This is a genomic window from Flavobacterium sp., from assembly GCF_004211145.1.
Taxonomy (GTDB): domain Bacteria; phylum Bacteroidota; class Bacteroidia; order Flavobacteriales; family Flavobacteriaceae; genus Flavobacterium.
Genome location: NZ_SEBS01000019.1, coordinates 28142 through 40988, shown reverse-complemented (window position 1 = coordinate 40988; position 12847 = coordinate 28142). Strand labels below are relative to the sequence as shown.

At 48.1% G+C, this 12847-nt stretch carries 10 protein-coding genes; 4 read left to right on the top strand and 6 right to left on the bottom strand.

Going from position 1 to position 12847, the window contains the following annotated elements:
* Positions 1 to 89: 89 nt before the first annotated feature.
* The 5 genes from EOO50_RS10410 to EOO50_RS10390 form a co-directional block, all read right to left on the bottom strand.
* Positions 90 to 4283, bottom strand: a complete 4194-nt coding sequence (locus EOO50_RS10410) for a two-component regulator propeller domain-containing protein (protein WP_290839873.1) — start codon at positions 4281 to 4283, stop codon at positions 90 to 92.
* A gap of 249 nt (positions 4284 to 4532) precedes the next feature.
* Positions 4533 to 5969 (bottom strand): MEDS domain-containing protein, encoded by a 1437-nt coding sequence (locus EOO50_RS10405; protein WP_290839871.1) that lies wholly within the window; start codon positions 5967 to 5969, stop codon positions 4533 to 4535.
* A gap of 35 nt (positions 5970 to 6004) precedes the next feature.
* Complete coding sequence (locus EOO50_RS10400) at positions 6005 to 6439, bottom strand: response regulator (protein WP_290839869.1); 435 nt, start codon at positions 6437 to 6439, stop codon at positions 6005 to 6007.
* Entirely contained in the window at positions 6432 to 6749 is a 318-nt protein-coding gene (locus tag EOO50_RS10395) for a hypothetical protein (protein ID WP_290839867.1), read from the bottom strand. The genes EOO50_RS10400 and EOO50_RS10395 overlap by 8 nt, the downstream gene beginning before the upstream one ends.
* Positions 6749 to 7684 carry a hypothetical protein gene (locus EOO50_RS10390; protein WP_290839865.1) on the bottom strand — a complete coding sequence of 312 codons (936 nt, stop codon included), beginning with the start codon at positions 7682 to 7684 and terminating at the stop codon, positions 6749 to 6751. Before EOO50_RS10390 ends, EOO50_RS10395 begins: the two co-directional genes overlap by 1 nt.
* Positions 7685 to 8010: 326 nt before the next feature.
* Between EOO50_RS10390 and EOO50_RS10385 the strand changes: the two genes are divergently transcribed.
* From EOO50_RS10385 to EOO50_RS10370, 4 genes are all read left to right on the top strand, one after another.
* Positions 8011 to 8364, top strand: a complete 354-nt coding sequence (locus tag EOO50_RS10385; protein WP_290839864.1) for a hypothetical protein — start codon at positions 8011 to 8013, stop codon at positions 8362 to 8364.
* A 185-nt stretch (positions 8365 to 8549) separates the two neighbouring features.
* Complete coding sequence (locus EOO50_RS10380) at positions 8550 to 9740, top strand: PQQ-dependent sugar dehydrogenase (RefSeq protein WP_290839862.1); 1191 nt, start codon at positions 8550 to 8552, stop codon at positions 9738 to 9740.
* Positions 9741 to 9742: 2 nt separating this feature from the next.
* Entirely contained in the window at positions 9743 to 10696 is a 954-nt protein-coding gene (locus EOO50_RS10375) for a gluconolaconase (RefSeq protein WP_290839860.1), read from the top strand.
* A 33-nt stretch (positions 10697 to 10729) separates the two neighbouring features.
* Positions 10730 to 11821 carry a DUF748 domain-containing protein gene (locus tag EOO50_RS10370; RefSeq protein WP_290839858.1) on the top strand — a complete coding sequence of 364 codons (1092 nt, stop codon included), beginning with the start codon at positions 10730 to 10732 and terminating at the stop codon, positions 11819 to 11821.
* 351 nt (positions 11822 to 12172) lie between these two features.
* Here EOO50_RS10370 and EOO50_RS10365 read toward each other — a convergent pair whose 3' ends face one another.
* Complete coding sequence (locus tag EOO50_RS10365) at positions 12173 to 12685, bottom strand: lipocalin family protein (protein WP_290839856.1); 513 nt, start codon at positions 12683 to 12685, stop codon at positions 12173 to 12175.
* Between the last annotated feature and the right edge of the window lie 162 nt (positions 12686 to 12847).

Genomic DNA, 12847 nt, shown 5'->3' with positions numbered 1-12847 from the left:
AGTTGTTTTGATAAATGTACTTGTTGGACGCAAGATCATGTGTACACTATTTCGCCAAAAGTGTACACAAGTCGTGAAAACGTTTAAAATCAGTTGTTTGAAAAGGACAGCGCGCGCGTCTTGTATTGAAGTTGATAGCTTTTGGGCGTCGTTTGGTACATCTTATTAAACTCCCGATAGAAGTAAGAACGGTTGTTGAAACCCGATTTATAACAAACTTCCGACACTGTAAGCACATTCTTGCGCAACAATTCGGCCGCGTGTTTCAATCGGATCGTGCGAATGAGGTCGCCCGGCGAAATCCCGAAGATCTCCTTCGTCTTCCTGTACAATTGCGAAGAACTGATGCCGATTTCCTTTTCGATGAACGCGCTGTGCAGATTCTCGCTGTCGATGTTGCGTCGGATCAAATCGATGACCTGCCTGATGAATTCCTTCTCGCTGTGGTCGATCGGAAGCACCGACAGATCTTCGACGAGCGAATCCTGCGTGAAATGTTTCAGGATCAAATCCTTCTCCTGTAGCAATTTCTGCACACGCACGAGCAGATGATCGGGATAGAACGGTTTCGGGATGTATGAATTCGCGCCGCTTTCGAGTCCTTCGATCCTGTGGATCACCGAATCCTTCGCGGTCAGCATGATAAACGGGATGTGGCACGTCCTGATGTCGGTCTTGACTTTTTTGCACAGGTCGACGCCGTCCATATTGGGCATCATGACGTCCGAGATGATTAAATCAGGCAGCTCTTTTTCAATGAGTTGCAATGCCTCAACGCCATCGTAAGCCGTCGAAAGGTTATACGTTTCGCCGAGCAGATCGCGCAGGAACAGATGGATTTCCTTTTCGTCCTCAACGACCAAGATGGTTTTTCGCTGGTTTTCAAAGCGTTGCAGCAACTCGATCTTCTCGGGAACGTTCTCGGGCGATTCCTCTTTTTCCTCGAGGATATTTTTGAGGTGGTGCGAAATCAACACCGGCGACGTGCCCAAATCGATTTCATTTTCCTCGAACGCCGACTTTTCGCACGGCAACAACACCGTGAACTTCGTCTGTTCGTCGGGAATGCTTGAGACCTCGATTTCGCCGCGCAGGACCGTGACGAGTTTCTTGATATATGCCAATCCGATTCCGGTTCGGAACATTTCGGTATCCGATGCCTGATTGAGATCCGACAGGAAAAATCGGTCGAACAATGAATCCAGTTTCTCCTTCGGGATGCCTTTTCCCGTGTTCGTGATCGTGATGTTAAGTCGGCCAGATGTTGCGTTCTCAATCGCGAAACTGATCCAGATCTTTCCACCCGCAGGCGTATATTTGAACGCGTTCGACATCAGGTTGAACACGATCTTCTCAAGTTTGTCCTTGTCGAACCAACCCTTTAGTTCCGACGGGATTTCAAGATGGTATTCGATTTTCTTTTCGAACGCCCAATCGTCGAACAATTCCGCGATCTGCTCGATCAGGCTGACCAAGTCGAAATGCTTTACCGTGACGCCAAGATAATCGTGTTCGGCCTTTCGGAACTCGAGCAATTGCTGGGTCAGGAACAGCAACCGCGACGAATTGCGCTGGATCATGTTCACGAACTTCTGGTTGCGTTCATTGAGATTCTGGACTTCTGACAATTTCTGGATCGGCCCGACGATAAGCGTGAGCGGCGTCAGGAATTCGTGGGCGATGTTCGTGAAGAACGCCAATCGGTTCTCGTGCAGTTCCTCTTCGTTCTTTCGGAATAGGATATTTTGGCGCAACGACAGTTTCTTGAGCTGGTAACTGCGGACGAACAACAGGAAGCAAATCCCGAGAACCAGGTAAATGATCACCGCGAGGTTCGATTGCCACCAAACCGGTTTGATCTTGAGGTCGATCGCGCGCACGGGTTCCGTCCAGACACCATCGCTGTTCGACCATTTCACCCAAAGCGCATAATCGCCTCGCGGCACGTTCGTGAACGAGATGATCTTTCGGTTGTCAATCGTATTCCAGTTCTTGTCGAAACCTTCGAGTTGGTACGCGTACTGGCATTTCTCGGAATTCGTGTACGTGAGCGCCGACATCTGGATATCGAAGAAATTCTGGTTGTGTTTGAGCGTGATCGCCGGATTGGTCTTCGAATCGGGCGAAATGACGAGGCCTTGATAATACGGAACGGCCTGGTTCTGGCCCGAAATCTTGTCGATCAACAAATCAGGAATGACAGCCGATTCCTTGATTTTCTGCGGCAGGAAATAGTTGAAACCTTTGATGCCGCCCATGAAAACATAGCCCGATTCAGGATCGTCGTAGAACGCGCCGTCGGCAAACTCGTTGTTCTGCAAGCCTTCGTTCTTTGAATAATTGATGAATTTGTCCTGCTGTACCAAAAAGTTCGAGAGCCCGAAATTCGTGCTGATCCACAGGTTCGATTTTTGGTCGGGCACGATGCCGTGGACGGTGTTGTTGGGCAATCCGTTCGCGGTTGTGTAGCGTTTGAACACAGCCGTTCCGTCGGCATCCAATTTGTCGAGAGAATTAAGCCCGAAGCTCGTTCCGATCCATAATTTTTTCTTCGCGTCGAGCACCAGGCACAAAATATCGTTGTTCGACAAACTGTTCCGGTTGTCGGCCACATTCTTGAAAGTCGTGAACTTACCCGACTTCATGTCGAACAGATTCAATCCGCCGAGCCGTGTCCCGATCCAAAGCTGGCCGTCGTTTCCGGGAACGATGGAGAATACGATGTTACTGCTCAGCGCGTTCTCACCTCCCGCGTTATACTTTTGGAAATCCGAAACCGCGAGCCCGTCGCCCGATCTTGAAATCCGGCAACGCACCATTCCATAACCGTTCGTGCCCAGCCAGACAAAACCGTTTTTGTCCTGATAGATCGCGTAAACCGACTTGAAATATTCATGATTTTTGCTCCCGGCAACATCGCGCCAACTGATCATTTTTGACTTTTCAAGGTCGTAGATCGTCAATCCTTCGCCATCGGTTCCTATAAAAACGAGATTTTCCCTGCCTTTGCTGAGCGCGAAGACCGCGTTGTTCAACACACTGTTGCCTTCGTTGAAATTCACGTACGACAGCGGTTTCTCAGGATTGCGATAAAAATCGTCCGAAATCCGGAACAAGCCTCGGCCTTTCGTGCCCAGCCAGAACGAATTTTGTCCGGCTTCGAGGAAAGCGCGCACGATGCCGCCGTCGAGTTCGGGCAGTTGGGATTTGGAAACGAGGTGAAACGATTTCTTGCTCGGGAACATCTTGAAAACGCCGTCGCCGTCGGTTCCCGTCCAGACGATGTTCTCGTTGCCCTGCACGAGCGTCGTGATTTTTTGGTTCTTTAGGAATTTCGACCACGGACGCACGATTTCGTTTCCGTCGGCGCTTACTAAAATGTAACCCGATTTTGCCGAGAGTACGATTCCGTCGGGCGTTTGGCCAACTATATTTTCGACGTTCTTGACCGAAAGTAGTTTCGACGTTTTGCCAGACATCGAAAACAACGATGCCGTTCCATCAGACAAGACCATGCAGATTTTTTCGTCGCGCAAAATCTCGAAACCGCGCACTCCTTTTGATATAATGTCGATGTTTGCAATGGTTTTCGATCCGTCGGCGAGCGTTTCGAATGTAACCGAATGCAGGCTTCCGTCTTCAAGCAGCAACAGCAGATCGTCGTTTGAGAACGCCATTTTCGTGACCGTTTTTTGCGATAAGGTTTTGTTTCCGAGTGACTTGAAAACACTTCCGTCGAAATAGCCGATTCCCCAATCCTTGACGGCGCAGAATACGTTTTTGGAACCGTCGAGCGCCATGTTGAATTCGGATTCGGTCAATGGCGGCTTGTTCTTGCGGTCGAAATAATACTGCTCGAACGTATCGGTTTTCTTGTCGTATCGGTTGATACCGTGCATCGTAAGCACCCAAATCCGGCCGTTTTTGTCTTCTCCCATTTTGAGTACGACCTGGTTGCTCAGCGAATTCTTATTGTCGGGTTCCGACCGGAAAATCTTGAAATTGTTGCCGTCGTATCTGTTCAATCCGTCCCAGGTCCCGATCCACAACAGGTTTTGGGAATCCTGGAAAATACAGTTGACCGAACTGTTCGAAAGCCCTTTCGTATTGTCGAGCTGTTCGACGGAGTATTTGACATCGGGGTTTTGCGATGCGTTTTTCGTTTCGTTCTGTGCGACACCGACGGTTGGCGACTCGGCTTGGTCGTTGGTTTTTGCACACGACGCCAACACGGCGATCAACACGCAAGCATATAAGGTACGCCCGATGTTAATTTGGCGCAAACGGAATCTGGTATTTTTGGAAGTCATGCGTCGTGTCGAAATCGGCTTGAAAAATTTGCCGATTACTCAAATATACGAAGTAAATCGATTGCGAAACGAGGTTGACTTGGTTTAGGGATTCAGGTTCTGGAAAGGTTTATCTGACAATCAAACAGGCACGCCGGCATGAAGGAAAATTCCAAATTTTGTACGGTTGCGTTGCTGGACCCAATTCCTCTATAGCCGCCGATGTTCGCTCACGGCAACGACTTAAATCACGTCGCCCAAAACAGGAAACTCCAACGTGAACACGGTTCCATCGCCCGGCACGCTTTTCACCGACACTTCGCCTCCTAGGCTTTCCACTTGTTCCCTGACCATGAAAAGCCCCAACCCTTTCCCGCTGCCACGCTTGGTGAACCGTTTGTACAAACCGAACACGTCGCCTGCATGTTTTTCAAGGTCGATCCCGCTGCCGTTGTCGGCGAAAACCAGTTGCAGTTTTTTACAAGCGAGCCTGCTTTTGATCTTGATGTATGGCGTTCGGTCGCCATGTGCATACTTGATGCTGTTCGAAATAAGGTTTTGGAAAATGCTATACAGGTACGCGCGCACGGTGAACATGCCCGATATTTCCCCAAAATCGGTTTCTATGGTCGCGCCTGATTTTTGCACCTCGAACAGCAACCCGCTTCTAACGATGTCGACGAGTTCATCAAAGTTCACCATTTCATTGCCGTCCGACGGTTCGAACCGCACTTGCAAGATCACGTTTAAATCGCGTACTACGCTGTCCAATTGGCCGATGGCCTCGAGCAGCGCCTTTTGCAGGTCAAGCCGTATTTCGTCTGTAGCGGCGTCAAGCAACAATCCAATCCCGATGATGTTCGTGATCGGACCACGCAAATTGTGCGAAACGATGTATGCGAATTGCCTGAGGTCGGCGTTTCGTTTTTCAAGGTCGCGCGCAATCTTGACGAGTTTCTTCTCTGTTCGTGCACGCGTGGCGACTTCAGCTTCAATGCGTGCAATTGAATTCTCGAGGTTTCGCGTGCGTTCGCGAACCAATTTTTCGAGCATTTCGTTGGTTTCGAAAAGTCGGGCTTTGCTTTGCCTCATTTCCTGTTCCTCGAGTACGCGCCATTGTCCTTCTCTTTTGGCGATCACCTTTTCATGCACATGAGCGACGTCCAACAAATTCGAGGCGTTGCTTTGCTTAAGCGGATAAGTACATTGTACGATTATCTTTTTGTCGGCCATGAACGTGTTCAGGTCATCTTCATATTTCATGAACGCCTGCCATTGGTTTTCATCGATCCAACTTTCCATGCCGTTGGCGCGCATCCCTGAAAATCCGGCTTGTAACGCTTTATCGTAAGAGAGTTGCCATCGTTGGAACGTCTTCGCGGCATCGAATCGGCCGTTTTCAAAATACCATTCGTCATACGGAATGATCGTCAATTGCTTCTTGTCGAGATACAGCTCGAGATCGGGAAGCACGCCTTCAAGCGACAACAAGGCCTGGGCAGGCGAAACCGGAGGCGAAACCGCCCAAAGGCACATTTCATTGTTTTGCAGGCCCGATTTGAAAAACGAGGTCATGATGCCTAGCAGATCGTCGGTCGAATTAAAAAAGGTACAAAAATGCGAACCCCAGCTTACATCACCCAGCGCGGGAACGCCACTGTAAGTCGTTTGTGTTTCCATATATCTGAATACGTTTATTATTTCAGTCGCCGAATCTAAAACCGACAGACGAAGTTGAACCTGTTCCTCTCGATACCGTCCCATTCCATTTCTAGCACTTGGGCAACCGCGCCTCGAAGTGCCTCGATCGAAGTCGGCTTAACCAGATAGAGCGACGCGCCCAACCTGAAACATTCCTCGATTCCCTGCAACGCGCCCGATGTCGAGAACATGACCACGGGGATAGACGTATACGAATCAATTTTCCTTATTTCCTTTAACGTCGCGAAGCCATCCTTGCAAGGCATATTGAGGTCGACAAAAATAATTGACGGCTTAGGCGACGGATCTCGCAGCGACAAAAGCAATTCGTCGGCCGACGCAAAAAGCACCGTTTTGATGCCCATCGCATTAACTACATCTGAGAAGAAAAATCGGTCGTCGGCGTCATCGTCGACGTAAAATAATACATGCGTATTTTTTTTAATCATAAACCAAGGCGTTGAGCAAACATAAATCGTCAAGTATTTCTAAACCGATTTCTTTATTTCCTGCATATATGAAACAGTAACTGTATACGATTTGATCGAATTTCAACATCTTGAAACTGTCGAGATTTTGATGATAAGCGCCATAAAAAAAATGATAGTCCAGCGGCAGCGTCACATAGCAGACGAGGCAAACCAAATCCGTTCCCTGAAACTCTTTCAAGTGGCGCGGCCTGATTTCCCAACATTCATAAGCCTTCTCCTTACCTTGAAGTTTACGGTTGGATGTCAATATCTGCGTAGAGAATTCCATTACTCCGTTACATCTGTCGACAATGCCATGAGCCTGAAAAGCGGCTCGAACGTTTTGAAATGCTGTTGGATATCTCGTGTTGCCGTTATCGGTCCGACGCTTCCCTGCAAGCACAACAGTTTTCCGCCCGCGACAATCATGAATTGCAGCATCCTGACTTTGAGCCGTTTTCCCGATGCTTCGAACTCTTCCTCGGCATCGACTGAAACGGCGCGGTATCCATCGATTTCAATGGATTCGATCGCGTGCAGTTTGGCGTTTGGCGGAATCATCTCCTTTATGGAATTTTCTGAGAGTAAGTCGCCCTTTGATTCGGACACATCGTAAGCGATCACGATCATGTGCTCGCTTCCGTTGCCTGACATGCTCGTAAAATGTTTGAGCGCCTGAGGCATCGCGGGATCGATTTCCTTCCAGCTTTTAGGCATCGGCATCTTGAGGCGCAGATTTGCATTTCCCGCCACGGCAAAATGATTCGGGTCGAGCAGCCATTCGTTGTGCGGTTCGTCAATATAGGCCAAATGTAGAATCGCTGCAGGCAATTGCTTGTCGAGATCGCCGTTTGCGCGACGACGGACTTCTTGAAGGAAATCCCGTGCGTGCGCTTCTTTTTCTATGGGTTTTTCGTATTGCTTGTCGAGCGTCGATCTGATCTTGAGTTGTAATGCTCCGAAGTTCTCGCGACCCAGCTCGGCCAACAGCAATTTGTGCGCGTTCGTGCGCGCGCTTTCAAATATCGGATCGACCACTTTTCGTGTGGCGTGCACATCGTGCCTCAGCGTCGGATATTGGTCTTCAACTGTTGATAAAGCTTCATGCTGCCCTTCTAAAAAGGCGTAAGTATCCATGATGATCTGCACGCGCCGCCAACTTGTATCCTGTGAGTAAGATGACGCGGCAAGGGCATATAAAAGTAAAAGTAATGCTCTTCCCATTCCGGTTTTGTGTCTGGAACGACCGCCGGATCAAATCGCTAATAATAATAATTGAGGTGGATTACCTAACGGTACCGGAGCGAAAGATTGCGGCGATGTATTCCCGTTTAATGTTTTTCAAAACTACAAATTGCGATAAATTGCGCAAAAAAAATTCTCATTTTAACACTAACTTTTAATAATTGTTCACCCAATTTTGACAGTTTATTAAACAACTAACACAGTATCTAATTCTACCGAAGATGCGTCAAACCCTGTAAAAATGTTGCCCAGGATTCCAGTTACATTTGAGTGTTGCTTATGATCGTTCCAAAATACATAGCGCCTTGAAAAATACAATCAAAATAACCGCGACGTTTGCAATTCCAAGCTATTTAAATCTCGATTCGTCGCTCGACAATGACATTCACGAGGCGATCGTTTCATTGTTGGCATGGGGAAATCTGCACCATTCGAATTTGATTGTAGTCGATCAGTTCATTTCAGATTCATACATTAAAAATATATTCAATCGCGTCGAAACTGAAGATCCGTACCTGTATTTCCATCTCGTATTCGACGTCGACTTGCTCCTGCTTTCAGTGTTCGACGACGAATGCACGCGCCAGCTTACACAATACATCAAACGCATCGCCGATCCTGAAACCATGTATTGCCGCTCGCGTTTTATGGTCAACTAATCGAAGCATTTTATTCTCGACCTCGATTTCATGAAAGCCGACATCGAGCCGTTATTGCGCCTGATCCATAACTAGATTGCGTTGAGAACAGGAATGCTACTAAAATCTTCCATCACAACCTACAAATTCTACAACGCATTTGCCCTTGGAGATTCGGAAATTGTTGTTCCGAAAATGTAAATCCCATGGCTAAATTTCTAACCGTTTCAATTGCCTTCGCGATCCTGTTCAACATCAGCGAAACGTCGGCTCAAAAAGGAATTCCTCCAACCGATGTCGTCAATATTTCTACCACGACCAAATACGCACAGCACGTCGATTTCTCTCAGGACCATTTAAAGAACCTCAAAGTTCCCGAGGGCTGGCAAGTGTCGATGGTCGCGTCGGGACTTGGAAAACCCAGAATGTTGTACCTGGGCAAACCGGGCCAACTCTACGTGACGAGGCGGGACGCGGGCGATATCTTATTATTGACCGACAAAAACAACGACCGTAAATTCGACGACGTTTCCATTGCCGTGACCGATTTCAAAGGCGTGCACGGCATCGCGATTAAAGACGGCTGGCTCTACGGCTGCAACAACAACGAGGTGCGACGCTACAAGCTCAAACCCGACGGAAGCGCCGACAGCGACACGCCTGAAATCCTCATCAAAGACCTGCCGAGCGGCGGACAACACTCGAACCGGACCATCGAATTCGGCAAGGACGGATTGCTTTACATAACGGTCGGGAGCGTGTGCAACGATTGCGTCGGAGATAAGGAAACCGCGACAATCCTCGCGATCGATCCCAAAACCTGGAAGCGCTCGATCTATGCTTCGGGCTTGAGAAACACGATCGGTTTCGATTGGCATCCCGCGACGGGCGAACTCTGGGGCGTCGACAACGGGTCGGATTTCAAAGGCGATACGTGGCCGCCCGAAGAATTGAACAAACTAAAGAAAGACGCCGACTACGGTTTCCCGTTCGCATACGGAAAGCGCGAAGTCGACAATACGCGTGAAGATCCCGTTGGAGCCACGAAGGACGAAGTTGCCAAGGCCAGCGAACCGTCAATCATGGAATTTCCTGCTCACTCCGCTCCGATCGCGTTCCAGTTTTTCCCGACGGGCGCGCCATTGAGCGGCGATGCGCTCGTGTGCTGGCACGGCTCGTGGAACGCGTCGAACGTCGTCGGATACAAGGTGCAGCGCATTATGTATAAGGACGGAAATCCAACGGCAGCCGAGGATTTTCTTTCGGGATTTTTGATCAACGACAAAAAAGAACGCTTCGGGCGACCCGCCGGATTAGTCATCTCAGAAACTGGGACCGTCTATGTTTCAGACGACGCGAACGGCAACATCTACTGCATTTCCCCACAAAAAAAATAACCATGAAAAATCTGATCATAGCAACATTGGCCGTCTTTTCAATGACGATCCCGCCACAGCAAAAAATCGAATTCGAAGCGCCCGAAGCCTATCCTGAAGGTGTCGCGTTCAACCCTGCCAACAGGAAATTCTACGTCTCGTCGGCGCGATTGGGAACGATCGGAGAAGTGTCCGAAGACGGAAAATACAAGGCGATTTACACGTCGCCCGATCTGAAATCGTCGTATGGAATCAAAGTCCACGCCGACCAAAAACGGGTTTTCGTGTGCCTCGCCGACGCGAATTACAGCAAATTCAAATCGCCTGAAACCGATAAGAAAATGGCGCGCCTGATCGCGATAGACATCAAATCGGGCAAGAAAGTCCTCGATGTCGATTTGTCGAAACTCGTTCCCGGAAATCATTTTTCAAACGATCTGACATTCGACAAAACCGGAAACGCTTACGTGACCGACAGTTTCGCGAACGTCGTCTATAAAGTCACGCCTGACGGGAAAGCATCGGTATTTGCGAAAAGCGACTTGTTCAAAACCCAAGGTGTCGGGCTCAACGGCATCGCGTGGCATGCCAAGAATTTCCTGCTCGTTGCGAACAGCGGCAAAGGTTCGGTTTTCAAGATCGATGTCGCGAATCCCGCGATGGTCACGAAAGTCGAACTGCCCCAATTTTTGATGAACGCCGACGGATTACTGCTTCTTGATGCAAACACACTTATATTGGTGCAGAACGGCGGCAGCAACCGCATCCATAAATTACAGAGTTCCGACGACTGGAAATCGGCCAGGATCGTCGCCTCAACGCAATATGAGGATAGATTCGCGTATCCGTCGACCGCGACCGCCAAAGAAAATGATGTTTGGGTCATGAACGCCAAATTCAACGAACTCAATGACAGCACGGCCGTGTTCTCGAAAAAGTTCAGCATGCAGAAGGCTGAGTTTGTAACAATGAAATAGAACAGCACGTTCGTAAACTGTAAACTAAGAGTTATGGCGTCACGAAAAAAGAAATGGTCAATCGGAATCGGGGTTTTCATCGCACTGCTCGTCATCCTGAACTTTGCACTCGAACCCGTTGCGTTGCATTACGCTAACAAGGCGCTGTCGGAATTAAAAGGCTATAAGGGCAGCATCAAAAATATCGATATCCATTTGTATCGCGGCGCGTATCGCATTGATACACTCGTGATTGAAAAAGTCGGCAATGGAAAGACTTCCCCGTTTTTTAGGGCCGACGGCATTGACATTTCGATCGAGTGGAAAGCGTTGTTCAAAGGCGCCATCGTCAGTGAGTTTTATGTGGAACGGCCGGTCATCAATTTCATCAAGCAGGGCGACGACGTGGCGACGGGAGGCGGAAACGACTTTCTCGACGTGATAAAGAATCTCTCTCCAATTACCATAAACAAATTTACGGTGCAAAACGGGCAAGTCCATTATCTGGATTTCAGTTCAAAACCCAAAGTCGACATCGCAGCGACTCAACTTAACGCCGAAGCCACGAACCTGCGTAACGTCGACGATAAAAAAGACAAACTCCCTTCGAGCATTTTCCTGTTTGCGAATACGAGCGGAAACGGCCGCATCAGCAGTCACATGAAAATCAATGCGCTCAAGAAAGTTCCTGATTTTGATTTTAATCTGGAACTCAAACATATGGATCTCACGTATTTAAAGGATTTTACCGACGCTTACGCAAAATTCACGTTCAAGCGCGGACAACTGTATTTGTCCACCGAACTCGCCATGGAAGACGGCAGATACAACGGTTATCTCAAACCCGTACTTGAAAATATCAAAATCATCGACCTTACGCCCGATACGCCCGAAGAGAAAAAACGTCCGTTCTTCAGGCGTCTCTGGGAACTGATTGTGGGCGCGGGCGTTTCTGTCGTAAAGAACCATCCAAAGGACAGGCTTGCCACGAAGGTTCCGCTTAAAGGTGACGTCAATTCCAACGAGAGCTTCACGTGGACAGCGATCGTAAATATCCTTAAAAACGGATTCGTGAAGGCATTCGACAAAGATGTGGAAGGCTCGATCGATATCAATGACGCGAAATCAGGGAAAGTGGAGAAATAGCGGCCGGAGACGGAAAGGTTGGTTGGTTATTTGGTTAATTGGTTAATCGTTTAGCTATAAAATTTGCCTTCTGATTATAAATAACAATCACTAACCGCTTAAACGACTAATCGTTTAAACGGTTAATTGGTTAATTGTTTATCTGTGGAAAATTTGCCTTCCGCCTACGAACTGAACTGATGTCATCGAGATTATAAAGTCGTCGAAGACATAACGCAAACGACCAATAACCGCTTAGACGATTAACCAGTTAAACAAAAAGTCATCAAAGGCGTACCTCAAACGACCACTAACCAATTAAACAAAAAAAAGCCGGCAAAAACCGGCTTTCAAACAAAATAACAAAACCAACTATTGTAACGTATAGGTGTAACCAACGTTACCTGTGCCGTATTCAAAATCGCCGGTCGTTGCGTTGATACTCGGATACTGGGCATTGGCCTGTGTTCTCGATAACGTTGTGCCTGATGAATTCCACGTCCAGCTGTTTGTTCCAGATCCGCCCGCGGTAGTCGTAGTTGCAATCGTATTGCCTGTTCTCGTCCAGGTTCCGCTGCTGTTCACTGACGACGCGCATGACGAAACTCCCGAACTGATACCGACGCCATTATAGGTCGACGTGAACGTACCGTCTTCATTCAACGTCATGACCGTATTGTTATAGCAATCGCTCTCCGTCATCATATTGACCGAACTGTCGCCGTCGTCATCGTAGTCGATAGCGGTTGGAGAATTGAAGGCAGTCATTCGATACGTCCCGACGATATCGGCGTTTTGATTGTTGTTGTTTCCGTCATCGTCGCTGCTGCATCCTGCCCACATGCATCCCGCAAGGGCAAGCAGGAAATAAGTGATTTTTTTCATGTTGTGTTGTTTAAAAAATTAATACTGACACAAAGTTATAGAGGCATACAAATAAAAGATTTGTAGGATTTTATAGGATTTTGACAGGATTTAAAACGGTTTATAAATTATTCCATAATTATTGAAAATATTGTAAAAGGCGTCGTAGATCGAATTCGGAAA